The sequence below is a fragment of the Pseudomonas sp. AFG_SD02_1510_Pfu_092 genome, from assembly GCF_003331055.1.
In the GTDB taxonomy this organism is placed as follows: domain Bacteria; phylum Pseudomonadota; class Gammaproteobacteria; order Pseudomonadales; family Pseudomonadaceae; genus Aquipseudomonas.
On sequence record NZ_PUQD01000013.1, the window covers coordinates 1 to 24,710 of the forward strand.

At 64.1% G+C, this 24,710-nt stretch carries 23 protein-coding genes; 13 read left to right on the forward strand and 10 right to left on the reverse strand.

All coding sequences use genetic code 11. From position 1 onward, the window contains the following. Nucleotides 1–232 precede the first annotated feature (232 nt). On the forward strand, nt 233–1,810 hold the full coding sequence (gshA, locus tag C6A77_RS08430; RefSeq protein WP_161959657.1) for a glutamate--cysteine ligase: 1,578 nt from the start codon (nt 233–235) through the stop codon (nt 1,808–1,810). Then, a complete protein-coding gene (locus C6A77_RS08435) occupies nt 1,810–2,442 on the forward strand; it encodes a TetR/AcrR family transcriptional regulator (protein WP_114169040.1) in 633 nt (210 codons plus the stop codon). The genes gshA and C6A77_RS08435 overlap by 1 nt, the downstream gene beginning before the upstream one ends. A 129-nt stretch (nt 2,443–2,571) precedes the next feature. On the opposite strand, the gene C6A77_RS08440 is transcribed toward C6A77_RS08435, so the two are convergent. From C6A77_RS08440 to C6A77_RS08475, 8 genes are all read right to left on the reverse strand, one after another. After that, entirely contained in the window at nt 2,572–2,787 is a 216-nt protein-coding gene (locus tag C6A77_RS08440) for a molybdopterin-binding protein (protein WP_003255829.1), read from the reverse strand. Between the two features lie 27 nt (nt 2,788–2,814). After that, on the reverse strand, nt 2,815–3,627 hold the full coding sequence (ssuB, locus tag C6A77_RS08445) for an aliphatic sulfonates ABC transporter ATP-binding protein (RefSeq protein ID WP_114169041.1): 813 nt from the start codon (nt 3,625–3,627) through the stop codon (nt 2,815–2,817). Next, complete coding sequence (gene ssuC, locus C6A77_RS08450) at nt 3,624–4,421, reverse strand: aliphatic sulfonate ABC transporter permease SsuC (protein ID WP_114169042.1); 798 nt, start codon at nt 4,419–4,421, stop codon at nt 3,624–3,626. Before ssuC ends, ssuB begins: the two co-directional genes overlap by 4 nt. Before the next feature lie 10 nt (nt 4,422–4,431). Next, nucleotides 4,432–5,580: an FMNH2-dependent alkanesulfonate monooxygenase gene (gene ssuD / locus C6A77_RS08455; RefSeq protein WP_114169043.1), complete on the reverse strand. Its 1,149-nt coding sequence runs from the start codon at nt 5,578–5,580 to the stop codon at nt 4,432–4,434. A gap of 59 nt (nt 5,581–5,639) precedes the next feature. Beyond that, complete coding sequence (locus C6A77_RS08460; protein WP_114169044.1) at nt 5,640–6,605, reverse strand: sulfonate ABC transporter substrate-binding protein; 966 nt, start codon at nt 6,603–6,605, stop codon at nt 5,640–5,642. A gap of 84 nt (nt 6,606–6,689) precedes the next feature. Beyond that, entirely contained in the window at nt 6,690–7,283 is a 594-nt protein-coding gene (ssuE, locus tag C6A77_RS08465; RefSeq protein WP_114169045.1) for an NADPH-dependent FMN reductase, read from the reverse strand. Nucleotides 7,284–7,570: 287 nt separating this feature from the next. Beyond that, nucleotides 7,571–8,209: a peroxiredoxin gene (locus tag C6A77_RS08470; protein ID WP_114169046.1), complete on the reverse strand. Its 639-nt coding sequence runs from the start codon at nt 8,207–8,209 to the stop codon at nt 7,571–7,573. 167 nt (nt 8,210–8,376) lie between these two features. Continuing rightward, on the reverse strand, nt 8,377–9,711 hold the full coding sequence (locus tag C6A77_RS08475; RefSeq protein ID WP_114169047.1) for an OprD family porin: 1,335 nt from the start codon (nt 9,709–9,711) through the stop codon (nt 8,377–8,379). A 587-nt stretch (nt 9,712–10,298) separates the two neighbouring features. Here C6A77_RS08475 and tauA point away from each other — a divergent pair. From tauA to tauD, 4 genes are read left to right on the forward strand one after another with little or no spacing between them, the layout of a single operon-like run. Next, entirely contained in the window at nt 10,299–11,270 is a 972-nt protein-coding gene (tauA, locus tag C6A77_RS08480; RefSeq protein WP_114169048.1) for a taurine ABC transporter substrate-binding protein, read from the forward strand. Between the two features lie 27 nt (nt 11,271–11,297). Further along, the gene (gene tauB, locus C6A77_RS08485; RefSeq protein WP_114169049.1) at nt 11,298–12,086 is read left to right on the forward strand and encodes a taurine ABC transporter ATP-binding subunit; all 789 of its coding nucleotides are present in this window, start codon (nt 11,298–11,300) and stop codon (nt 12,084–12,086) included. Next, nucleotides 12,083–12,922 (forward strand): taurine ABC transporter permease TauC, encoded by an 840-nt coding sequence (gene tauC / locus C6A77_RS08490; RefSeq protein WP_114169050.1) that lies wholly within the window; start codon nt 12,083–12,085, stop codon nt 12,920–12,922. The genes tauB and tauC overlap by 4 nt, the downstream gene beginning before the upstream one ends. A gap of 48 nt (nt 12,923–12,970) precedes the next feature. Then, complete coding sequence (gene tauD, locus C6A77_RS08495; protein WP_114169116.1) at nt 12,971–13,804, forward strand: taurine dioxygenase; 834 nt, start codon at nt 12,971–12,973, stop codon at nt 13,802–13,804. Between the two features lie 119 nt (nt 13,805–13,923). On the opposite strand, the gene betT is transcribed toward tauD, so the two are convergent. Together betT and epsC are read right to left on the reverse strand one after the other, a co-directional pair. Next, on the reverse strand, nt 13,924–15,885 hold the full coding sequence (betT, locus tag C6A77_RS08500) for a choline transporter BetT (protein ID WP_164497663.1): 1,962 nt from the start codon (nt 15,883–15,885) through the stop codon (nt 13,924–13,926). Between the two features lie 327 nt (nt 15,886–16,212). Beyond that, nucleotides 16,213–17,145, reverse strand: a complete 933-nt coding sequence (gene epsC / locus C6A77_RS08505; protein WP_114169052.1) for a serine O-acetyltransferase EpsC — start codon at nt 17,143–17,145, stop codon at nt 16,213–16,215. A 304-nt stretch (nt 17,146–17,449) separates the two neighbouring features. Here epsC and tcyJ point away from each other — a divergent pair, with 304 nt between their 5' ends. From tcyJ to C6A77_RS08540, 7 genes are all read left to right on the forward strand, one after another. Next, nucleotides 17,450–18,244, forward strand: a complete 795-nt coding sequence (gene tcyJ / locus C6A77_RS08510; RefSeq protein ID WP_114169053.1) for a cystine ABC transporter substrate-binding protein — start codon at nt 17,450–17,452, stop codon at nt 18,242–18,244. Further along, entirely contained in the window at nt 18,241–18,909 is a 669-nt protein-coding gene (gene tcyL / locus C6A77_RS08515) for a cystine ABC transporter permease (protein ID WP_003255849.1), read from the forward strand. The genes tcyJ and tcyL overlap by 4 nt, the downstream gene beginning before the upstream one ends. A 2-nt stretch (nt 18,910–18,911) precedes the next feature. Next, complete coding sequence (tcyN, locus tag C6A77_RS08520; RefSeq protein WP_114169054.1) at nt 18,912–19,670, forward strand: L-cystine ABC transporter ATP-binding protein TcyN; 759 nt, start codon at nt 18,912–18,914, stop codon at nt 19,668–19,670. 328 nt (nt 19,671–19,998) lie between these two features. Beyond that, the gene (locus tag C6A77_RS08525; RefSeq protein WP_114169055.1) at nt 19,999–21,240 is read left to right on the forward strand and encodes an SfnB family sulfur acquisition oxidoreductase; all 1,242 of its coding nucleotides are present in this window, start codon (nt 19,999–20,001) and stop codon (nt 21,238–21,240) included. Between the two features lie 103 nt (nt 21,241–21,343). Next, entirely contained in the window at nt 21,344–22,525 is a 1,182-nt protein-coding gene (locus C6A77_RS08530) for an SfnB family sulfur acquisition oxidoreductase (RefSeq protein WP_114169056.1), read from the forward strand. Beyond that, nucleotides 22,525–23,916, forward strand: a complete 1,392-nt coding sequence (locus tag C6A77_RS08535) for an LLM class flavin-dependent oxidoreductase (protein ID WP_114169057.1) — start codon at nt 22,525–22,527, stop codon at nt 23,914–23,916. Before C6A77_RS08530 ends, C6A77_RS08535 begins: the two co-directional genes overlap by 1 nt. Then, the gene (locus tag C6A77_RS08540; RefSeq protein ID WP_114169058.1) at nt 23,909–24,709 is read left to right on the forward strand and encodes a MetQ/NlpA family ABC transporter substrate-binding protein; all 801 of its coding nucleotides are present in this window, start codon (nt 23,909–23,911) and stop codon (nt 24,707–24,709) included. Before C6A77_RS08535 ends, C6A77_RS08540 begins: the two co-directional genes overlap by 8 nt. Nucleotide 24,710 lies beyond the last annotated feature (1 nt).

The following is a 24,710-nucleotide window of genomic DNA, read 5'->3' on the forward strand; positions in this document are numbered from 1 at the left end:
CCCCCGCCCCCCCCCCCCCCCCCCCCCCCCCCCCCCCCCCCCCCCCCGGCCCCCCCGTGGGGGGGGCGGGGGGGGGGGGGGGGGGGGGCCCCCCCCCCCCCCCCGAAGTCGGCGCTGCGCAATGCCGGAACCGCGTAAACCAGGCGACAACGCCAGTTCCTTTTCCCACTACCCTTGTAGACCGTCTTTTCTACCCCCATATTGGGGCGACTGACGCGTGAAGGAATACATCTTGAGCGACCTCCTCAACCGCCGCCTGAGCCTGCTCGGCGCCAATCTCCCCCTGCTCAAGCAGTGCCTGCACGGTATTGAGCGCGAATGCCTGCGCGTGACCGACGAAGGTCGCCTGGCCCAGACCCCGCATCCGCAAGCCCTGGGATCGGCGCTGACCAACGAGCAGATCACCACCGACTATTCCGAGTCGCTGCTGGAGTTCATCACCCCGGCCCTGCCCGACCCGGCCAAGGTGCTGGAAAGCCTCGAGGAGACCCACCGTTTCGTCTACAGCAAGCTGGGTGACGAATACCTGTGGAGCCCGTCGATGCCATGCACGCTGCCGGCCGAGGAGGACATCCCGATTGCCGAGTACGGCAGCTCGAACATCGGCAAGCTCAAGCACGTCTACCGCAAGGGCCTGGCCCTGCGTTACGGCCGCACCATGCAGTGCATCGCCGGTATCCATTACAACTTCTCGCTGCCAGAGGCGCTGTGGCCGCTGCTGCGCGCAAGCGAGGGCAGCAGCGAGAACGACCGCGACTACCAGTCGTCGGCCTACATCGCGCTGATCCGCAATTTCCGCCGCTACAGCTGGCTGCTGATGTACCTGTTCGGCGCCTCGCCGGCCCTGGACAAAGGCTTCCTGCGTGGCCGCCCGCACCAGCTCGAAGAGCTGGACGCGCAAACCCTGTACCTGCCCTATGCCACCAGCCTGCGCATGAGCGACCTGGGCTACCAGAGCAACGCCCAGGCAGGCCTTACGCCGTGCTACAACAACCTGGCCAGCTACACCGACAGCCTGCGCAAGGCGGTCGGCACGCCCTACCCGCCCTATGTTGAAGTCGGCACGCACGTGGACGGCGAGTGGGTGCAGCTGAACACCAACATTCTGCAGATCGAAAACGAGTACTACTCGAACATTCGCCCCAAGCGCGTCACCTACACCGGCGAGCGGCCGATCCAGGCCTTGACCGCGCGGGGCGTGCAGTACGTGGAGGTGCGTTGCCTCGACATCAACCCGTTCCTGCCGGTGGGCATCGACCTGACCGAGGCGCGTTTCCTCGACGCGTTCCTGCTGTTCTGCGCGCTGGAGGACAGCCCACAGCTGGACAACGGCGAATGCGGCCATTGCACCAACAACTTCCTGACCGTGGTCAAGGAAGGACGTCGCCCGGGCCTGGAACTGCACCGCAATGGCCAGCCGATCGGCCTCAAGGAATGGGCCGGCGAGCTGATCGAGCGCATCCGCCCACTGGCCGAGCTGCTCGACCAGGCACAAGGCGGCCAGGAACACGCCAAGGCCCTGGATGCGCAACAGGCCAAGGTCGATGACGCCTCGCTGACGCCTTCGGCCCAGGTGCTGGCACGCATGACCGAGCATGACGAGAACTTCGTGCAGTTCTCGCTGCGCCAGAGCCGCATCCACGCCGAAACCTTCCGTGAGCAGCCACTGCCGGTCGAGCGCCAACAGGCCTTCGAAACCCTCGCTCGCGAGTCGCTGGCCAAACAGGCCGAACTGGAACAGGAAGAAGTCGGCGATTTCGACCTGTTCGTCGGCGCCTACCAGGCCAGTATCCTGGCAATCAGCAACTGATGACCCGCAACGCCACCCCGCGCAAGCCGCGCGCCAGCAGCCAGGCCAGGATCGAGGCGATCCTGGCGGCCGCTCGCGAGCTGCTGGCCGAACAAGGGGTGGCAGCACTGTCGATCTACAACGTGGCCGAGCGCGCGCAGATCCCACCGTCATCGGTGTATCACTTCTTCGCCAGCGTACCGGCGTTGCTGGAGGCGTTGACGGCCGATGTGCACCGGGCATTTCGCGAGGCGCTCAGTGCACCGATCGACAGCTGCGCGTTCAGCACCTGGCATGAGCTGTCACGGCTGATCGAGCAGCGCATGCTGGATATCTACAACGAAGATGCGGCGGCGCGGCAGTTGATTCTGGCGCAACACGGGCTGAGCGAAGTGGTGCAGGCCGACCGGCAGCATGACATGGAGCTGGGCGACCTGATGCACAAGTTGTTCGACCAGCATTTTCACTTGCCGGTGATGCCGCTGGATATGGATGTGTTTGCCCTGGCCATGGAATTGAGCGATCGCGTGTATGCGCGGTCAGTGCAGCTGCATGAGGCGATCACGCCGCGTATGGCCGAGGAAGGCAAACGGGTGTTCGAGGCGTACCTGGGGTTGTATCTGCCGCCGTTTCTGGCCAAGCGTTCCAGCTGAAGATTTTGGGGCCGCGTTGCGGCCCTATCGCGACACAAGGCCGCTCCCACATGGTCCTGCGTACACCGGACAAATGTGGGAGCGGCCTTGTGTTGCGATAGGGCTGCAGAGCAGCCCCAGAAGCCCGCATCACAACTTGGCGATGGACACTTCAGTCGACTTCACGAAGGCAATAACCTCACTGCCCACCTGCAGCTCCAGCTCACGCACGGAGCGGGTAGTGATGACCGAAGTCACGATACCCGAGGCAGTCTGCACATCGATTTCCGACAGTACCGGGCCTTCGAGGATTTCTTTCACGGTGCCTTTGAACTGGTTGCGAACGTTGATTGCTTTGATGGTCATGATTTGCTTCCTTTTGGCTTCTGGGGTTCAGTGCGCCCAACGCAGTTGCGTGGGCAAAGGGGCTACAGGGTCCGGCTCGGGCGCAGCGCCCGGGGCCGACAGAACACGGTTGAGCACTGCGCTTTCCAGCGCGGCCAGGCGATGCGAACCCCGCGCGCGGGGCCGTGGCAGATCGACAGTGAGGTCGAGCCCGACCTCGCCGTCCTCAATCAGGATCACCCGGTCTGCCACGGCAACCGCCTCGCTGACATCGTGGGTGACCAGCAGCACGGTGAAGCCGTGCTGACGCCACAGGCGTTCGATCAGTTGTTGCATTTCGATCCGGGTCAACGCATCCAGCGCACCGAGCGGCTCGTCCAGCAGCAGCAGGCGCGGCTGGTGGATCAGCGCCCGGGCCAGGGCCACGCGCTGCTTCTGGCCGCCAGAAAGCGCCGCCGGCCATTCATTGGCGCGGTCGGCCAGGCCCACCGCTTCCAAGGCTTCCAGCGCACGTGCGCGCCAGTCGCCAGACAAGCCCAGGCCGACGTTGTCGATCACCTTCTTCCACGGCAGCAGGCGCGCCTCCTGGAACATCAGGCGGGTCTCTTCGCGGGCCTCCTCCAGCGCAGCGGCACCGGCCAGCAACTGGCCTGCGCTGGGCTGGTCGAGACCGGCCAGCAGGCGCAGCAAGGTGCTCTTGCCGCAGCCGCTGCGGCCGACGATGGCGACGAACTGGCCAGCCGGAACATGCAGCTCGATACCCTTGAGCACCTCGCGCTGGCCAAAAGCCTTGCGCAGGCCGCTGGCGGCCAGCGGGATGCCACGCAGCAAGCGTGGCGGCTGTTCCTTGAGTACGCTCATGCGGCCACCTTCTTCGCTACCTGATAGGCCGGGTGCCAACGCAGCCACACACGCTCAAGGCCGCGGGCGGCGAGGTCGGCGAGCTTGCCGAGGACGGCATACAGGACGATCGCCAGCACCACCACATCGGTCTGCAGGAACTCACGGGCGTTCATTGCCAGGTAGCCGATGCCGGAACTGGCCGAAATGGTTTCGGCAACGATCAGGGTCAGCCACATGAAGCCCAGGGCGAAACGCACGCCTACCAGGATCGAAGGCAGCGCCCCCGGCAGGATCACCTGGCGGAACAGGCTGAAGCCGGACAGGCCATAGCTGCGCGCCATCTCCACCAGTGCCGCGTCGACGTTGCGGATGCCGTGGTAGGTATTCAGGTAGATCGGGAACAGTGTGCCCAGCGCCACCAGGAAGATCTTTGCCGACTCGTCGATACCGAACCAGAGGATCACCAACGGGATCAGCGCCAGGTGCGGTACGTTGCGGATCATCTGCACCGAGCTGTCGAGCAGGCGCTCGCCCCAGTTCGACAGGCCGGTGATGAAGCCCAGCACCAGGCCGATGCTGCCGCCGATGACGAAGCCCAGCCCGGCACGCCAGCCACTGATGGCCAGGTGAGTCCAGATTTCACCGCTGCGCACCAGCTCGACGCCAGCGCTGAGCACCGCGCTGGGCGCCGGCAGGATGCGCGTCGACAGCCAGCCGGCGCTGACCGCCAGCTGCCAGACGGCCAGCAGCAGTAGCGGCAGCGCCCACGGCGCCAGGCGCTGGGCCAGGTTGTTGGAAGTTGCACGACTCATGGCCCGGCCCTCAGCTCTGCGCAACGGACTTGGGCAGGATGTCGTTGGCCACCATTTCGCCAAACGGGCTTACATAACCGCCGGCCTTGGGTTGCTCCGGGCGCTGCACATCCAGGTGCGGGAACAGCAGTTCGGCCACCCGGTACGACTCTTCCAGGTGCGGGTAGCCGGAGAAGATGAACGTGTCGATGCCCAGCTCGGCGTATTCCTTGACCCGTGCCGCGACAGTCGGGCCATCGCCCACCAGCGCAGTACCGGCACCACCACGGACCAGGCCGACTCCGGCCCAGAGATTGGGGCTGACTTCCAGCTTGTCGCGGTTGCCGTTGTGCAGCGCGGCCATGCGTTGCTGGCCGACCGAGTCGAAGCGCGCCAGCGAGGCCTGGGCGCGGGCGATGGTGTCGTCGTCCAGGTGCGAGATCAGCTTGTCGGCAGCGGCCCAGGCTTCTTCGTTGGTTTCCCGCACGATTACATGCAGGCGGATGCCAAAACGCACTTCGCGGCCCTGGGCGGCAGCTTTTTCACGGACCTGGACGATTTTTTCCGCTACCGCGCTCGGCGGCTCGCCCCAGGTCAGGTACAGCTCGACCTGCTCGGCGGCCAGGTCCTGCGCGGCTTCGGAAGAGCCGCCGAAGTACAGCGGCGGGCGCGGTTGCTGGATCGGTGGGTAGAGCAGCTTGGCGCCCTTCACCTGGATATGCTTGCCGTCGTAGTCGACGGTTTCGCCCTCCAGCACCTTGCGCCAGATGCGGGTGAACTCCACCGAAGCCTCGTAGCGCTCTTGATGGTTCAGGTGCAGGCCGTCACCGGCCAGCTCATCCGGGTCGCCGCCGGTCACCAGGTTGAACAGTGCACGGCCGTTGGACAGGCGGTCGAGGGTGGCCGCCTGGCGCGCTGCCACGGTCGGCGAAATGATCCCGGGGCGCAGGGCGACCAGAAACTTCAGGCGCTGGGTCACCGGAATCAGCGACGCCGCGACCAGCCAGGAGTCTTCGCAGGAACGCCCGGTCGGGATCAGCACGCCACCAAAACCGAGGCGGTCGGCGGCCTGGGCAATCTGCTGCAGGTAGCCGTGGTCGACGGCGCGAGCGCCATCGGCGGTGCCCAGGTATTTGCCGTCGCCATGGGTGGGAAGGAACCAGAAGATGTTCAGGCTCATTGGAGTTGTCTCCTCAAGGGGGGCTCAGCCGGGGCGGCGCCCCGACGCAGGCGAATCAATCAAGGCGCGCTGGCGACCTTGGCCGGGGGTGTCCAGATCACATCCTTGATGCTCAGCGGCTTGGGAATCAGCTTCAGCGCCTGGAACGTGTCGGCGATCTTCTGCTGCGCGGCCACCACCTCCGGGGTAAGCGGCGCGGCACCGTAGCCCTGGCGCTTGACCGATGTCAGGGTGATGTCGGCGGGCAGGCCGAGCAGCGGTGCGACCTGGTCGGTCACTTGCTGAGGGTTGGCCTGGGACCACTCGCCCACGGCACGCACTTCCTCGATCAAGGTGCTGATCACCGCCGGGTGCTGGGTCGCATAGTTGCGGGTGGCGAGGTAGAACTGGTGGTTGTCGACCAAGCCCTTGCCATCACGCAGGGTGCGCGCTTGCAGTTGCCGTTCGGCGGCGGCCTGGTACGGGTCCCAGATCACCCAGGCGTCCACGCTGCCGCGCTCGAAGGCAGCGCGGGCGTCGGCCGGGGGCAGGTACACCGGCTGGATGTCGCTGTATTTCAAGCCTGCGTCTTCCAGGGCGCGGACCAGCAGGTAGTGCACGTTGGAGCCTTTGTTGAAGGCGACTTTCTTGCCCTTGAGGTCTTTGACCGACTGGGCCGGCGAGCCCTTCGGCACCAGAATCGCCTCGCTGTGCGGGGCTGGCGGTTCGTAGGCCACGTAAAGCAGGTCGGCACCGGCAGCCTGGGCGAACACCGGTGGGGTTTCGCCGGTGACGCCGAAGTCGATGGAGCCAACGTTCAACCCTTCAAGCAGCTGCGGGCCGCCGGGGAACTCGGTCCATTGCACCTGCACGCCCTGCTCGGCCAGGCGCTTTTCCAGCGTGCCCCTGGCCTTGAGCAGCACCAGGGTGCCGTATTTCTGATAACCGATACGCAGGCTCTCGGCCTGGGCTTGGGTGATGGCGCCGAAGGACACAGCCGCCGCAAACAGGGCGACCAGACCGCGACGCAAGAAGACTGTGCGCATGGCGCTCTCCTGTGCGAGTAGGTTCGGGTTGCACCTGCTTGCCTCGTTGTCGGGCGAGTAAGGTGGTGAAGCGGGTGGGGCCGGTCAGATGCTCCAGCGAGCGCTGATCAGCCGTTCATTCAACACACCGGGGGCCACGGGGCGAGGCCGACGGGCCAATGCACCGTGGAAGGTTTCCAGCGCATCGAGCAGACGTTCTTCCAGCGCTGCTGCCAGCTGCGCGGGCTTGCTGCCTTCTGCGTAAGCAACCTGGCTGTCGTCGGCGAAGATCCCTTGCAGGGTCTCTTGCGCCTTGAGTGCCGACAGCACGGGCTTGAGTGCGTAATCCACCGCCAGCATGTGGGCGATGCTGCCGCCGGTGGCGATTGGCAACACGATCTTGTTGGCCAGAGCGCGTTCGGGTAGCAGGTCGAGCAAGGTTTTCAGGGCCCCGGCGAACGATGCCTTGTACACCGGGGTCGCGACGATCAGGCCATCGGCCTGGGCCACCAATTGCTGGAAGTGCTGCACCTGCGGGCTGTCGAAGCGGGCGTGCAGCAGGTCCTCGGCGGGAAAGCCACGTACCTGGAACGTCACCACCTCGACGCCACGCTCTTGCAGCCACTGGCGCGAACGCTCCAGCAACACGCCAGAGCGTGAACGGGTACTTGGGCTACCACCGATTGAGACGACCAGCATTGCAGCGTTTCCTTGTGTTCTGTTGGAGCTGACATTAACAGCCGACACATATATCTAGAAATCATATTTTTTCATTTGTTTATTCCATTTTTGCATTTAGCTTCAAAGGCCTATTCGCGGGCACGCCCGCTCCCACAGGGACCGCACAAAGCCTGAGAATTACGCTATCCCTGTGGGAGCGGGCGTGCCCGAGAAGAAGCTCACGCGGTTTCAGCGGACATAAAAAAGGGCCGTCGAAACGGCCCGAATATCCCTGCTATGGCTAAGAGCAATGCAACGAGGATTCTTTAACGATTTGGCTGCGGGGTGAGCCGCAGGTAGGGCTTGACCGCCCGGTAACCTTTGGGGAAGCGCTGCTTGATTTCTTCTTCGTCTTTCAGCGAAGGCACGATCACCACGTCGTCACCGTCCTGCCAGTTACCGGGCGTGGCGACCTTGTGGTTGTCGGTCAGCTGCAACGAGTCGATCACCCGCAGAATTTCATTGAAGTTGCGCCCGGTACTGGCCGGATAGGTGATGGTCAGGCGCACCTTCTTGTTCGGGTCGATGACGAACAGCGAGCGCACAGTCAGGGTGTCGCTGGCGTTCGGATGGATCAGGTCGTACAGGTCGGACACCTTGCGGTCGGCGTCGGCGATGATCGGGAAGTTGACCACGGTGTTCTGGGTCTCGTTGATGTCATCGATCCAGCGGTGATGCGAATCGACCGGGTCCACCGACAGGGCGATGGCCTTGACCCCGCGCTGGGCGAACTCGTCCTTGAGCTTGGCGGTCAGGCCCAGCTCGGTGGTGCACACCGGAGTGAAGTCGGCCGGGTGCGAGAACAGCACCCCCCAGCTGTTGCCCAGCCACTCGTGGAAGCGGATCTTGCCTTCGCTGGAATCCTGTTCGAAATCGGGGGCGATATCGCCGAGTTTGAGGCTCATGGGCTGCGGCTCCTGTGCTGGGTTCTGTACACCGTGTGGGTTCAATGTGCCTGCATTCGGTTAAAAATAAAAAGAATAAATAATGATTTATTTATAACCAATAGGAATACATAGTTACAGACACAAAAAAGCCTCGCACGAGGCGAGGCTTGTTGTTCAGCTACGGCTTACAGGAAGTTGTAAGTGTAGTTCACGATGAAGCGAGTCTGGTCTTTGTCCGCAGCGCTTTCGCCGCTACCACGGTAGACACCCTGACGCAGGCTGAAGCCCAGGCCTTTGAGGGTGCCTTGCTGAAGGGTGTAGTCGACGCGTGCGTCACGTTCCCATTCGTTGTAGCTACCGTCGCCGGACTTGTTGCGTACATCGTCACCACGCAGGTAGGCCACCGAAGCCTTCAGGCCTGGAACGCCCAGGGCCGCGAAGTCATAGGAGTACTGACCGAAGGTGGTGTTCTCGCCAGCGCGGGCGAACTGGTTGATCATGCTGTCGGTGAACAGGTAGAAGCTCGCGCCGCCATTGCCTTCCAGCGAAGAAGTGGCGCCGTCCTTGCGAACGCTACCCTGGTTCAGCCAGACGAAACCACCATCGTCACCCACCTGCTGGTGGCCGAGCATCAGCGCGTGGCCACCCAGGGTGTAGGTGAACATGGCGCTCCAGGTCTTGTTGTCGACCTCGCCGGCGTTTTGCGCAAAGCCACCGTTGTTGTCGAAGGCGTAACCGGTCTGGCCATTCTTGCCATCGCTGCTGCTGTCGAAGTAGCGCAGGTCAGTCTTGAACGACTGGTTGTCGGCAATCTTGTAGACGTGGGTGGCACCCAGGAAGTGCTGCTTGTAGAAGTCTTCCAGGTTCGAGTAGTAGTACTGCAGGGTCAGGTCTGGAGTGAGCTTGTAGTCACCACCGGCGAACTGGAACTTGTTGCTGTCGCGGAAGGCGCCAGAAACCGAAAGACCGGTACGGTTGCTCGACGCACGACCCATGGCATGGGTCAGTTGACCGGCGTTGAGGGTCAGGTTGTCGATTTCCTTCGACTGCAGGGTGCCACCTTCGAAGGTCTGCGGCAGCACACGACCGTCGTTGGAGACCAGGATCGGCAGGTTAGGCGCCAGGGCGCTGCCGTAGTGGACTTCGGTCTTGGAGAAGCGCGCCTTGGCGTTGCCGCCAATGCGAGCCCAGTCATGGACTGCCGAACCATCGGAGTCGCTCGGGAAGAAGGTGTTGTTGGCATCTGGACGGCTACCACGGCCACCATCCAGGTGGATGCCCCACAGCGCTTGAACGTCGACACCAAAGCCTACGGTGCCTTCGGTGAAGCCAGACAGGTAGTCAAGCTTGAAGCCCTGACCGCTTTCTTTCTGGTCGATACCGCTTTCGCGGTTGTCATCGTTGAAGTACATGGTGCGCGAGCTGAGCGACAGCTTGCTGTCTTCGACGAAACCGGCAGCGCCTGCTTGTTGGGCGAGAACCCCCAGTGCCACGGCCAGGGCCAGGCTGGACTTGTACATGTTTTGCTCCTCTACGTTCTAATTCTTGTGTATCTCTGGCGGAGGGGTCTTGTGCCCCGCTCACCGTGGATTGGCGATTTAGTCCCAAAGCGTGACCATGAAGTCAATCGTTTCTAAACGTTTCGCGACTTTGGTCTAAGACGCCACTGCGCTACAGGATAATGACAATCCTATAAATCCAAAATGACCGTTTTATGAATTGCTAAGATTTTTACGGAATATGTTAGGAACTGTTACTGCCATTCGTTGTATCAACGTCGCAATTCATAACCAAATGTTATTTGCAAACGTTTGCTCATAACCTAATTCCGGATCGTTCTATCGGGACGGAAAAGCGTAGCAGCCGCTTGTGGTTTCGCCATTGAGCAAGATCACCTGTTGCGGCCCCTGTGGGAGCGGGCGCGCCCGCGAACACCGGCGAAGCCGGTGCCATCCAACGCGTCGCCTGCTTCGCGGGCATGCCCGCTCCCACAGGGTTAAAGCATTTGCCTCCTAAGCTAATGCTAAAAAGTTATTTATTTTAGTTTTCTTAGATCATTTAGCCTTCTCGCCATCCAATACACCAATTGCCTGACGAGAGGTTCACCATGATCCCGCACGCTCCGCTGCGCCTGTTCGCCGCCCTGACCCTCGCCAGCGCCAGCTGGTTGGCCCAGGCTGCCGACCTGACCGTCGCTTACCAGACCACCGTCGATCCGGCCAAGGTGGCGCAGGTCGATGGCAGCTACGAGAAAGCCAGCAAGGCCAGCATCGACTGGCGCAAATTCGACAACGGCGCCGATGTGATCACCGCCGTCGCCAGCGGCGACGTGCAGATCGGCTACCTGGGCTCCAGCCCGCTGGCCGCCGCCGCAACCCGCAAGTTGCCGGTCGAGACCTTCCTCATCGCCACGCAGATTGGCGCCGGTGAAGCACTGGTCGCACGTGACAGCATCAAGGCTCCGCAGGACCTGATTGGCAAGAAAGTCGCCGTGCCGTTCGTCTCCACCGGCCATTACAGCCTGCTGGCAGCCCTGAAAAACTGGAACATCGACCCGGCCAAGGTACAGATTCTCAACCTCGCCCCGCCGGCGATCATTGCCGCCTGGAAGCGCGGCGACATCGACGCCACCTACGTCTGGGACCCGGCCCTTGGCGTGGCCAAGGAAAACGGCAAGGTCCTGATCACCTCCGGCGAGCTGGCCGAAAAAGGCGCGCCAACCTTCGACGCGTGGATCGTGCGCAAGGACTTCGCCGCCAAGCACCCGGACGTGGTCAAGGCCTTCGCCAAGGTCACCCTGGACGCCTACGCCGACTACCGCAAAGACCCGAAAGCCTGGCTGGCCAACCCCGACAACGTAGCCAAGCTGGCCAAGCTGTCCGGCGCCAAACCCACCGACATCCCGGTGCTGCTGCAGGGCAACGTCTACCCGCTGGCCGCCGACCAGGCCAACGCACTGGGTGCGCCGACCACCCAGGCACTGACCGACACGGCCACCTTCCTCAAGCAGCAAGGCAAGGTCGACGCGGTGCTACCGGACTACTCGCCCTACGTCAGCGCCCAATACCTCCCCAACTAAGCCTGTAGAAACCGACCGGAGCCTGCCATGGCCTTGCTCGAGCTGGAGCGCATCAGCGCACAGTACCCCGGCGCCGATACCCCGGTGCTGGCCGACATCAACCTGAGCCTGGGGCCACGCCAGCTGCTGGTGGCCCTGGGGCCGTCCGGCAGCGGCAAGACCTCGCTGCTCAACCTGATTGCCGGTTTCGTCAGCCCCAGCGGCGGCCGTATCACCCTTGACGGCGTGCCGGTGCAAGGCCCCGGTGCCGAGCGCGGCGTGGTGTTCCAGGACGATGCGCTGCTGCCTTGGCAGAACGTGCTGGGCAATGTCGCCTTCGGCCTGGAGCTGGCCGGTGTCGCGCGCGCCGAGCGCGAAGCCAAAGCCCGCGAAATGCTCGCCCTGGTCGACCTCGACGGCTTTGCCGAGCGGCGTATCTGGCAGTTGTCCGGTGGCCAGAAACAGCGCGTGGGCCTGGCCCGGGCGCTGGCGGCCGACCCCCGGGTGCTGTTGATGGACGAACCGTTCGGCGCGCTGGATGCCTTCACCCGCGAGCAGATGCAGGAGCTGCTGCTGCAAGTGTGGCAACGCACCACCAAGCCGGTGTTTCTGATTACCCATGACATTGAGGAAGCGGTATTCCTGGCCAGCGAGCTGGTGCTGCTGGCGCCCAACCCGGGGCGCGTGGTGGAACGCTTGCAACTGGATTTCGGCCAGCGCTATGCCGCTGGCGAATCGGCGCGGGCGATCAAGTCCGACCCGGCCTTCATCGAAACCCGCGAGCATGTGCTGGCGCGGGTGTTCTCCCAACGTCAAAGTCTGCAGGAGCGCGCATGAGCAGCCTGGACCTGCCGGTTGCCGGCAAACGCAACGCCCGACCGCGGCCAGCCGCCACGCTGCGCCGCCCGTTGCCCACCCGCTGGATCAGCACCCTGACCCTGGCAAGCCTGCTGCTGGCCTGGTGGCTGGTGACTGCCGCCGGCTGGATCGAGCCGCTGTTCCTGCCGTCGCCCGGCGATATCCTGGCCAAGGCCGGGGTGCTGCTGAGCCAAGGCTACATGGATGCCAGCCTGTGGCAGCACCTGGGCGCCAGCCTCGGGCGCATCGGCGTGGCCCTGCTGGCCGCCGTCCTCAGCGCTATCCCGGTGGGCATCGCCATCGGTTACAACCGGGTCGCCCGCGGCATTTTCGACCCGCTGATCGAGTTCTACCGGCCGATACCGCCGCTGGCCTACCTGCCGCTGATCGTCATCTGGTGCGGCATCGGCGAGCTGTCGAAAGTGCTGCTGATCTACCTGGCGATCTTCGCGCCTATCGCCATTGCCACCGCCACGGGGGTGCGCACGGTCGACCCGGCCAAGCTGCGCGCCGCGCAGTCGCTGGGCGCGACCAAGGCGCAGCTGATTCGCCATGTGATCCTGCCCAGCGCCCTGCCCGACATTCTTACCGGCATCCGCATCGGCCTGGGGGTCGGCTGGTCGACCCTGGTGGCCGCCGAGCTGATCGCCGCCACCAGCGGCCTGGGCTTCATGGTGCAGTCGGCGGCGCAGTTCCTGGTTACCGATGTGGTGGTGCTGGGCATTTTGCTGATCGCGCTGATCGCCTTTGCCCTGGAAATGAGCCTGCGTGCCCTGCAACGCAAACTGGTGCCCTGGCACGGGCAGAGCCACTGAACCCTGTTGACCACGCCAGCAGCCTGGCGCCTGATTGAAGAGACCGACATGAGCCTGACCATCACCCCCCTCAGCCCGGCGCTCGGCGCCCAGATCAGTGGCGTGGACATCAGCCGCGAGATCACCACCGAACAGCGCGACGCCATCGAACAGGCGCTGCTGCAACACCAGGTGCTGTTCTTCCGCGACCAGCCGATCAACCCGCAGCAACAGGCACGCTTTGCCGCCCGTTTCGGCGACCTGCACATCCACCCGATCTACCCCAACGTGCCGGACACCCCGCAGGTGCTGGTGCTCGACACTGCGGTGACCGATGTGCGCGACAATGCCGTGTGGCACACCGATGTGACCTTCCTGGCAACCCCGGCACTGGGCGCGGTGCTCAGCGCCAAGCAGCTGCCAGCCTATGGTGGCGACACACTGTGGGCCAGCGGCATCGCGGCCTTCGAAGCCTTGTCGGCGCCGCTGCGGGATATGCTTGAGGGGCTGACTGCCACCCACGACTTCACCAAGTCGTTCCCGCTGGAGCGCTTCGGTACCACACCGGAGGACCTGGCGCGCTGGGAAGCCACGCGGCGCAACAATCCGCCGCTGTCACACCCGGTGGTGCGCACGCATCCGGTAAGCGGGCGCAAGGCGTTGTTCGTCAACGAGGGGTTTACCACGCGCATCAATGAGCTGAGCGAGCTGGAAAGCGAGGCGTTGCTGAAACTGCTGTTCGCCCATGCCACGCGGCCGGAGTTCAGCATTCGTTGGCGCTGGCAGGAGAATGATGTGGCCTTCTGGGACAACCGCGTGACCCAGCATTTTGCCGTGGATGATTACCGGCCGAACCGGCGGGTGATGCATCGGGCGACCATCCTTGGGGATGCGCCCTTTTAGTTGGCGCCTGTGCCGGCCTCTTCGCGGGCTCGCCCGCTCCCACAAGTGCGGCACAGCTTTCAGAAACTGCGTTGAACCTGTGGGAGCGGGCGAGCCCGCGAAGGGGCCGGTACAGGTTACTACCTGACCAGATGCAGGAACTGCATGTGCCGTTCGTACTGGTCGAGGATGTCGTTGATGATCTGCTCCTTGCTATAGCCGACCAGGTCGTAGTTCTGGCTGCCTTCGCTCAGGTGCACCTCCGCCCGGTAGTAGCGGCGGTTCTTCAACTCCTGCGTGCCCAGCCCACCCAGGGCGAACGACGGTGTGAAATACCCGCGCATCTGCACCTGATAGATGAACGGCTGCTCCTCGCCATGGCCAATCTTCAAACTGACGTTGTCGTGGCTGGGGTCGTCCTGGGTAATCAGCACCAAGCCCTTCTGCTCGAACACTTCCCGCACATCGGCTATCGCCGGGCGCACCACATCATCCATGAAGCGGTACACCTCGTCACGCGACGGGAAGTGCACTGCCTGGCTCAGGCGTTGGCGCCAGCCACCACGGCCGCGACGCGACTGGGCGAACGGCGCCAGTGAGTGCATCTGCGCGATCTGCCGTTGCGACTCCAGGTAGAACGCCTTGTGCAGCCCCCACATCATGCACAGCAGGATCAGCGAGAACGGCAGCGAAGTCAGCACCACCGCCGACTTCAGCGAATCGATGCTGCCGGCGAACAACAACGCACTGGTGATCAGCGCCGTCATCGCGCCCCAGAACACCCGCAGCCAGTTCGGCCCGTCCTCGTCGGCATCACCGCCCTTGGCCGACAGGGTCGAAAGCACCACCGTGCCGGAGTCGGCCGAGGTGACGAAGAACACGAAGCTGATGAACACCGTCATGGCGATCACCGCCTTGCTCCAGGGGTAGGTCTCCAGCAGCAGGTACAGGCTCATCGACGGGTTATCCAGCGCCGACTGGCCCAACGCGGTCATGCCGTGGTTGATCACCTGGTCGAGCGCGCTGTTGCCGAAGATCGACATCCACGCCAAGGTGAAGCCCAGCGGAATCAGCAGCACGCCAAAGACGAACTCGCGGATGGTACGGCCCCGGGAGATGCGGGCGATGAACAAGCCCACGAACGGTGCCCAGGCAATCCACCAGGCCCAGTAGAACACCGTCCAGCCGCCCAGCCAGTCACGGTTGTCACCGTAGGCATAGACGTCGAAACTCTTGCGCGGCAAGGCGCCCAGGTAGTCGCCGAGGTTCTGGATCAGGGTGTTGAACAGGTGCTGGGTAGGCCCGGCGAACAACACGAACAGCAGCAGCGCGCAGGCCAGGAACAGGTTGATGTCACTCATCACCCGCACGCCCTTTTCCACCCCGGCAACCGCCACTGCCACCGCCGCGCCCATCATCAAGGTAATGAGCAGCACCTGCACCCACTGGCTATGGTCGATGCCGAACAGGTAGTCGAGGCCGGCGTTCAAGTGCAGCACGCCAAAACCCATGTCGGCGCCCAGGCCGAACACCGTGGCGATGATGCCGAAGCCGTCCACCGCATAACCGATCGGCCCGTTGATGCGCTTGCCGATCAGCGGGTACAGCGCCGAACGCAAGGCCAGCGGCAGGTTGTGCCGGTAGGCGAAGTAGGCCAGGGCCATGCCGACGAAAGCGAACACGCCCCAGCCATGCAGGCCCCAGTGCAGGAACAGTATCTGCATCGCCTGGCGCCCGGCCTCGGCCGTGCCCGCTTCGCCCTGGGGCGGCTGCAGCATGTGGGTCAGCGGTTCGGAAACGCAGAAGAAGAACAAGGTGATGCTGATGCCCGCGGCGAACAGCATGCCAGCCCACGACAGGTAGCTGAACTCGGGTTCGTCGTGGTCGGCACCGAGCTTGATCTTGCCGTAGCCGGACAAGGCGGTGACCACCACGAAGACCAGGTACAGCGTCATCGCCAGCATGTAGTACCAACCGACCGTGTTGGCCGCCCAGTTCTGCGCCGCCAGCAACCAGTCGCCGGCTGCTTGCGGAAAGGCAATGACCACCAGGCCGAAGATGAGGATGAAACTCGCCGCGAAATAGAACACCGGGGGGTTCATGCGGATCTTGCCGTGGGCAAGGGATGGGGTCGGTGCACTCATAGGGGGCGCACCTCGTCAAATGACGTAAGGTTCGGAATGAACGGGTTCAGCAAAGGAATCCTCCTGTTGAACACCGGCAGCGGACCAGCGTTTTTTCATTGAACAAGCGTTCAAGTTAAACATGGATCGGATTTCAATGCGAATTGAGGCGCTGGTTGGTGTGCTCCTGCACTGGCCTCTTCGCGGGCTTGCCCGCTCCCACAGGGGCCGCACAGAAGATGAGTGTTGTGCGGTACCTGTGGGAGCGGGTTTACCCGCGAAGAGGCCAGTACAGGCAACGGAGGATCAGTTCTTGTCCTGGCAATCCAGCTGCAGGTTGGCCTGGGTAATGTTGCTATCGGCCGGCACACTGCGGGTCAGCCACACATTGCCGCCAATGGTCGAGCCTTTGCCGATCGTGATTCGCCCCAGCACCGTGGCCCCGGCATAGATGACCACATCGTCCTCGACGATCGGGTGGCGTGGCAGGCCTTTGTGCAGGGTGCCCGACTCATCGCTGGGGAAGCGCTTGGCGCCCAGGGTCACCGCCTGGTAGATGCGCACGCGCTCGCCGATGATCGCGGTTTCGCCGATCACCACGCCGGTACCGTGGTCGATGAAGAAACTCGGGCCAATCTGTGCCCCAGGGTGAATGTCGATCCCCGTGGCCGAATGCGCCAGCTCCGAGCTGATCCGCGCCAGCAGCGGCAGGCCGGCCTGGTACAGGTGGTGCGCCAGGCGGTGGTGGATGATCGCCAGGATGCCGGGGTAGCACAGCAGCACTTCATCGACGCTGCGCGCTGCCGGGTCGCCGTGGTACGCGGCCAGCACATCGGTGTCGAGCAGCACACGCAGGCCCGGCAGGGCGGCGGCAAAGTCCTGGACCAGGCGCAGGGCATGGGCATCGACGCCAGCCAGCTCGGCTTTGTTCTGCCGCGCGGCATAGCGCAGTTCCAGGCGGGCCTGGACGAGCAAGGCGGTCAGCGCAGCATCCAGGGTATGGCCGACGTAAAAGTCTTCGCTTTCTTCGCGCAGGTCGACCGGGCCAAGGCGCATGGGGAACAGCGCGCCGCACAGCTGCTCGAGAATCTGCCGCATCGCCTCGCGCGACGGCAGCTCACGCCCGCCCTGCTCGCCGCTGCTGCGGCCGTTGCGGGTGCGCCACTGTTCACGGGCGCCGCGCAGGCCGGTGACGATGTTCTGCAACTGCCAATGCCCGGATGAAGGGTGTTCGCTCACGGTTTTCTCCTGCCTGAATATTTTTATTGGCAGGTCAGGCCCGCGAAAAGGCCCTACCTGCGTACTTGCAATCCACTCTACGGCAAATCCGGCCCTTGGAAAAAACAACGCTTTATTCCATCCTGCGCTAAGTCAGGCATAAGCAGCGATGACGGCGCCGGCAACCTCGCCTACCCTCAACGCAGCCAGCACCTTGGCAAAAAACATAAGGGAATAACAAAATAATTTTTTATTATTTCCAGGCCTAAGCGGCCAACCCTATAGTCGCCACCCACCACTTCCACAACAAGCGCGGGGCTCTGACATGTCGAAATTCGCCAAACCGCTACTCAACGCCAGCCTGGCTCTCCTGCTGGGTGCCGGCCTGCTCGGCCAGGCCTTTGCCGGCGAGCAACTGAAGACCATCCAGGAAAAAGGCGTGATCAACGTCGGCCTCGAAGGCACCTACCCACCGTTCAGCTTCCAGGACGAAAACGGCAAGCTGACCGGCTTCGAAGTGGAGCTGTCGGAACTGCTGGCCAAGGAACTGGGGGTCAAGGCCAAGGTACAGCCGACCAAGTGGGACGGCATCCTCGCCGCACTGGAGTCCAAGCGCCTGGACGTGGTGATCAACCAGGTGACCATTTCCGAAGAGCGCAAGAAGAAGTACGACTTCTCCGAGCCCTACACCATCTCTGGTATCCAGGCGCTGATCCTGAAGAAGAAGGCCGAGCAGCTGAACATCAAAGGTGCGCAGGACCTGGCCGGCAAGAAGGTAGGTGTAGGCCTGGGCACCAACTACGAGCAATGGGTGAAAAAGGACGTCCCGCAAGCTGACGTACGCACCTATGAAGACGACCCGAGCAAGTTCGCCGACCTGCGCAACGGCCGCATCGATGCCATCCTGATCGACCGCCTGGCCGCGCTGGAATACGCGCAGAAAGCCAAGGACACCGAACTGGCCGGCGATGCCTTCTCGCGCCTGGAAAGCGGCGTGGCCCTGCGCAAGGGCGAGCCGGAACTGCTGGCCGCGATCAACAAGGCGCTGGACAAGCTCAAGGCTGACGGCACGCTGGCCAAGCTGTCCGAGAAATACTTCGGTGCCGATGTCACCAAATGATCGCTGAAAGCCTGCAACTCGTTGTCGATTCCGCGCCCTTCCTGCTGAAGGGCGCGGGCTATACGGTGCTGCTCAGTGTTGGCGGCATGTTCTTCGGCCTGGTGCTGGGCTTTGCCCTGGCGCTGATGCGGCTGTCGAAGATCTTGCCGCTGAACTGGCTGGCGCGGGTCTACGTGTCGTTCTTCCGCGGCACGCCGTTGCTGGTGCAGTTGTTCGTCATCTACTTCGGCATGCCGCAAATCGGTATCGAGCTCGACCCGATCCCGGCCTCGCTGATCGGCCTGTCACTGAACATGGCAGCCTACATCTGCGAAATCCTTCGCGCGGCGATCTCTTCGATCGATCGTGGCCAGTGGGAAGCCGCAGCCAGCATCGGCATGACCCGCGTCCAGGCCATGCGCCGGGCGATCCTGCCCCAGGCCCTGCGCACCGCGCTGCCGCCGTTGGGCAACAGCTTCATCTCGCTGGTCAAGGACACCGCCCTGGCGGCGACCATTCAGGTGCCCGAGCTGTTCCGCCAGGCCCAGCTGATTACCGCGCGCACCTTCGAAGTGTTCACCATGTACGTGGCGGTGGCGGTCATCTACTGGGTGCTGTGCAGCATCCTCGCGCACTTCCAGAACCGCATGGAAGCGCGCGTCAACCAGCATGACCAGGAGCACTGAGCATGATTGAAGTCAAAGGCCTGACCAAGCGGTTCAAGGGCCAGACCGTGCTCGCCGGTATCGACCTGACCGTGCAGCCCGGCGAGGTGGTGGCCATCATTGGCCCCAGCGGCTCGGGCAAGACCACCTTCCTGCGTTGCCTCAACCTGCTGGAAACACCCGACGCCGGGCAGATCCAGATCGGCGCAATCAGCATCGACGCCAACCGCCCGCTGGGTGGCCAGCAAAATGCGATTCGCCGTTTGCGCCAGCAGGCCGGGTTCGTGTTCCAGAACTTCAACCTGTTCCCGCACCGCACTGCCCTGGAGAACGTGATCGAGGGGCCGGTGATCGTCAAGAAAACCGCCCGCGAACAGGCCGTGGAACTGGGCCGGCGCCTGCTGGCCAAGGTCGGCCTGGCGGGCAAGGAAGACGCCTATCCACGGCGCCTGTCCGGTGGCCAGCAGCAACGGGTGGCCATCGCCCGGGCCCTGGCCATGGAGCCGGAAGTGATCCTGTTCGACGAGCCGACCTCGGCGCTGGACCCGGAGCTGGTGGGTGAAGTGCTGGCGACCATTCGCGGCCTGGCCGAGGAAAAGCGCACCATGATCATCGTTACCCACGAGATGAGCTTTGCCCGGGATGTAGCCAACCGGGTGATCTTCTTCGACAAGGGTGTGATCGTCGAACAGGGCGAGGCCAAGGCGCTGTTCGCGGCGCCGAAGGAAGAGCGTACCCGCCAGTTCTTGCGCAAGTTCCTCGGTACTGCTGCCTCCGAGTAAGCCTGCACTGGCCTCTTCGCGGGTAAACCCGCTCCCACAGGGAGCCTCCACAGCTCTCAAAGCCTGTGGAGCCCCTGTGGGAGCGGGCGTGCCCGCGAAGAGGCCGGCACATCCCCAGCAAATCCCCCCTTCTAAACATATTCCAAAAAGTTAATTCATAAACTTTTTATAAAGCATTAGGGTATATCGACCGGACCACCGGACCAGCACACGTCTGTCGCAATCAGCTGTAGCGACATAACTTTCTTGTGAGGTCAGCAATGGTCAGGATCACCATCACCCCAGTGCGTAACGCCAGGGCATTGAGTGCAGCCACGGAGCGGTACTGATGTCCAGCCAAGCCAATACCCAATTTCATAGCGACCTGGACAGTTCGCCCCTGCTGCTGCCTGCCAAGGTCCTGCGCAACGACGCCGAAGCCCTGCAAGCAGCCCGCGAAGTGGCCGCCGTCGCTCGCGAGCAGGCTGCCCGCCGCGACCAGCAACGCAAACTGCCATGGGCCGAGATCGAACTGTTCACCCGCAGCGGCCTGGGCAGCATCAGCGTACCCAAGGCGCATGGCGGCCCCGAGGTCTCGTTCGAGACCGTGGCCGAAGTGTTCCGCCTGATCAGCGCTGCCGACCCGGCCCTGGGGCAGATACCGCAAAACCAGTTCGGCATGCTGCAACTGCTGCGCCTGACCGCCACCGAGGCGCAACAGGCCGTCATCTTCCGCAGCGTGCTGGACGGCTGGCGCATCGGCAATGCCGGCCCGGAACGCACCACCAGAGACACCCTCACCCTCAAGGCCAGGATCACCCGCGTCGGCGACGGCTATCGCATCAGCGGCGAGAAGTTCTATTCCACCGGCGCCCTGTTCGCTCACTGGGTGGCGGTCAAGGCACTGGACGACGAAGGCCGCCAGCGCCTGGCGTTCGTGCGCCGCGGCAGCCCGGGGTTGCGCATCGTCGATGACTGGTCCGGGTTCGGCCAACGCACCACCGCCAGCGGTACGGTGCTGCTCGACCAAGTGCCGGTGGAGGCCGACCTGGTAATCGACAACTGGCGCCAGCGTGACGTCCCCAACACCCAGGGCGCGGCTTCGCAGCTGATCCAGGCGGCGATCGATGCCGGCATTGCCGAAGCGGCGATCGAAGACGCGATCAGCTTCGTGCGGGAAAAATCCCGGCCGTGGGTCGACGCCAACGTGGAGCGTGCCAGCGATGACCCTTATGTGATCGCCGATATCGGCCGCCTGAAGCTCGAACTGCACGCCGCCGAAGCCCTGCTGCGCAAGGCCGCGCGGGTGCTCGACGCGGTCAACGCAGCGCCGGTGGATGCCGCCAGCGCAGCACGGGCGTCGATCGCGGTAGCCGAGGCCAAGGTGCTGACCACCGAAATTGCCCTGCAGGCCAGCGAAAAGCTGTTCGAACTGGCCGGCAGCCGCGCCACCCTTGCCGAATTCAACCTCGACCGCCACTGGCGCAATGCCCGGGTGCACACCCTGCATGACCCGGTGCGCTGGAAGTACCACGCGGTGGGCGCTTACCACCTGAACGGCACCTTGCCTGCGCGGCATTCCTGGATCTGATCTGCTGCCTTTGGGCTGCTGTGCAGCCCTTCGCGGGCACGCCCGCTCCCACAGGATCGAGGCATGCCCGCGAAGGGCCGCGCAGCGGCCCCCGGAGAAACTCATGACGACGAACATCATCACCGACGACGCCCAGGCCCTGGCCGTCGCCGAAGACATCGCCCGCCAACTGCGCCGCGACAGCGCCCTGCGCGATCGCGAGCGCCGCCTGCCGCATGCCGAACTGGACCTGTTCACCCGCTCCGGCCTGTGGGCCATCAGCGTACCCAAGGCCTTCGGCGGTGCCGGCGTGTCTAACGTCACCCTGGCCAAGGTCATCGCCCTTGTCGCCCAGGCCGACGGCTCGCTCGGGCAAATCCCGCAGAACCATTTCTACAGCCTGGAAGTGCTGCGGGTAAACGGCAGCCCCGAGCAGCAACAGCGCTTGTACGCCGAAGTACTGGCCGGCCGCCGCTTCGGCAACGCGCTGGCCGAACTGGGCACCAGAACCGCCAACGATCGCACCACCCGCCTGAGCCGTGACGGCGAAGGGTTCCGCATCAATGGCCGCAAGTTCTATTCCACCGGCGCCATCTACGCCCAGCGCATTCCCACTTCGGTGATCGACGACCAGGGCACGCAACAGCTGGCCTTCGTCCCGGCCGACAGCCATGGCCTGCAAGTGATCGACGACTGGAGCGGCTTCGGCCAGCGCACCACCGGCAGCGGTTCGGTGGTGTTCGACAACGTGTACGTCAGTGCCGCCGATGTGGTGCCATTCCAGAGCGCCTTCGAACGCCCCACCCCGGTCGGCCCGCTGGCGCAGATTCTCCACGCCGCAATCGATACCGGCATCGCCCGCGCCGCCTTCGAGGATGCCCTGCACTTCGTGCGCACCCGCAGCCGCCCGTGGGTCGACTCCGGCCTGGACAAGGCCACGGATGACCCGCTGACGCTGAAAAGCTTCGGCCACCTGGCGATCCGCCTGCATGCCGCCGAAGCCCTGCTGGAACGTGCCGGCGAATACCTCGACCGCGCCCGCGACGACAGCACAGCCGACAACGTCGCCGCCGCCTCCATTGCCGTGGCCGAAGCCCGCGCCATCAGCACCGAGGTTTCCCTCGCCGCCGGCACCACCTTGTTCGAACTCGGCGGCAGCCAGGCCACCCTGGCCGAACACAACCTCGACCGCCACTGGCGCAATGCCCGCGTGCACACCCTGCACGACCCGGTGCGCTGGAAGTACCACGCCATCGGCAACTACTACCTCAACGATGCCAACCCGCCACGCCGGGGGACCATCTGATGGCCAGGCAGATTCTGCTCAATGCCTTCAACATGAACTGCATCGGGCACATCAACCACGGCTTGTGGACCCACCCACGGGACACCTCGACCCAGTACAAGACCCTGGAGTACTGGACCAGCCTGGCGCGCCTGCTGGAGCGTGGCCTGTTCGACGGGTTGTTCATCGCCGACATCGTCGGCACCTACGACGTCTACGGCCAATCGCTGGATGTGACCCTCAAGGAGTCGATCCAGCTGCCGGTCAACGACCCGCTGCTGCTGGTCTCAGCCATGGCTGCCGTGACCCGTCATCTGGGTTTCGGCCTTACCGCCAACCTCACCTACGAGGCGCCGTACCTGTTCGCCCGGCGCCTTTCCACCCTGGACCACCTGAGCAACGGCCGGGTCGGCTGGAACATCGTCACCGGCTACCTCGACAGCGCCGCCCGGGCCATGGGCCTGGCCCAGCAACCCGAACATGACCGCCGCTACGACCAGGCCGACGAGTACCTGCAGGTGCTATACCAGCTGCTGGAAGGCAGCTGGGCCGACGATGCGGTGGTCGCCGACCGCCAGCAGCGCGTGTACGCCAGGCCCGACCGGGTGCGCAAGGTCCGCCACCAGGGCGAGTTCTACCAGGTCGAGGGCTACCACCTGTGCGAACCCTCGCCGCAGCGCACGCCTGTCTTGTTCCAGGCCGGCAGCTCGCCGCGTGGCCTGGCCTTCGCCGGCAACCATGCCGAGTGCGTGTTCATCAGTGGCCAGGACAAGGCCGCCACCCGCGCCCAGGTCGACAAGGTGCGCGCCGCCGCCCAGGCCGCCGGGCGCGATCCGCACGCGGTCAAAGTGTTCATGGGCATCACGGTGATCGTCGCCGCGACCGAGCAACAGGCCCAGGCCCGGCATGCCGAGTACCTGCGCCACGCCAGCGCCGAGGCCGGGGTGGCGCACTTTGCCGCCTCCACCGGCATCGACTTCGCTGCCTTCGAACTGGACGAACCGATTGCCTTCAGCCAGGGCAACGCCATCCAGTCGGCCACACGCCAGCTGCAGGACAACGCCTGGACCCGCCGCCGCCTGCTGCAACAGCACGCCCTGGGTGGCCGCTACGTGACCCTGGTCGGCGCGCCGGAACAGGTGGCCGAGCAGTTGATCGCCTGGGTCGATGAAACCGGCCTGGACGGTTTCAACCTGACCCGCACGGTCACCCCGGAAAGCTTCGAAGACTTCATCGACCTGGTGATCCCGCAGTTGCAACAGCGCGGCCGCTACAAGACCGCCTACGCGGAAGGCACCCTGCGCGAGAAGCTGTTCCAGGCCGACCACCCGCACCTGCCCGCCGACCACCCTGGCGCGGCTTACCGCTTCACCTCTACCCCTGCCCCGACTGGAGCCCTGCACCATGCTTGAGAAACTGATCCGGCCCGTCGCGGCCATCGCCCTCAGCCTCGGCCTGTCCGCCAACGCCCTGGCTGCCGAGCCGCTGAAGATCGGCACCACCTCGGCCTTCGCCATCCCGCTGGAAGCAGCCGTCGAAGAAGCGCACAAGCAAGGCCTGGAAGTGAAACTGGTCGAGTTCAGCGACTGGATCGCGCCCAACGTCAGCCTCAACAGCGGCGACATCGACGTGAACTACTTCCAGCACATCCCGTTCCTGGAAAACGCCAAGGCAGCCGCCGGCTTCAACCTGGTGCCCTACGCGCCGGGCATCATCAACAACGTCGGCCTGTATTCAAAGAAATACAAAAGCTTTGCCGAGCTGCCTGAAGGGGCCAGCGTGGCCATCGCCAACGACCCGATCAACAGCGGGCGCGGCCTGCAGCTGTTGGCCAAGGCCGGGCTGATCACGCTCAAGCCGGGGGTCGGCTACAAAGCCACCGAGGACGACATCACCGCCAACCCGAAAAAGCTGAAGATCCTGCAGGTCGAGGCGGTGCAACTGGTCCGCGCCTATGACGACGCCGACCTGGTGCAGGGCTACCCGGCCTACATCCGCCTGGCCAACAGCTTCGACGCAGGCTCCGCGCTGTTGTTCGATGGCCTGGAGAACAAGGAATACGTGATCCAGTTCGTCATTCGCCCGCAGAGCAAGGATGACCCGCGCCTGGCCAGGTTCGTCGACATCTACCAGCATTCGCCAGCCGTTCGCGCCGCCCTCGACAAGGCCCACGGCAAGCTGTACCAGGCCGGTTGGGAAGGCTGAC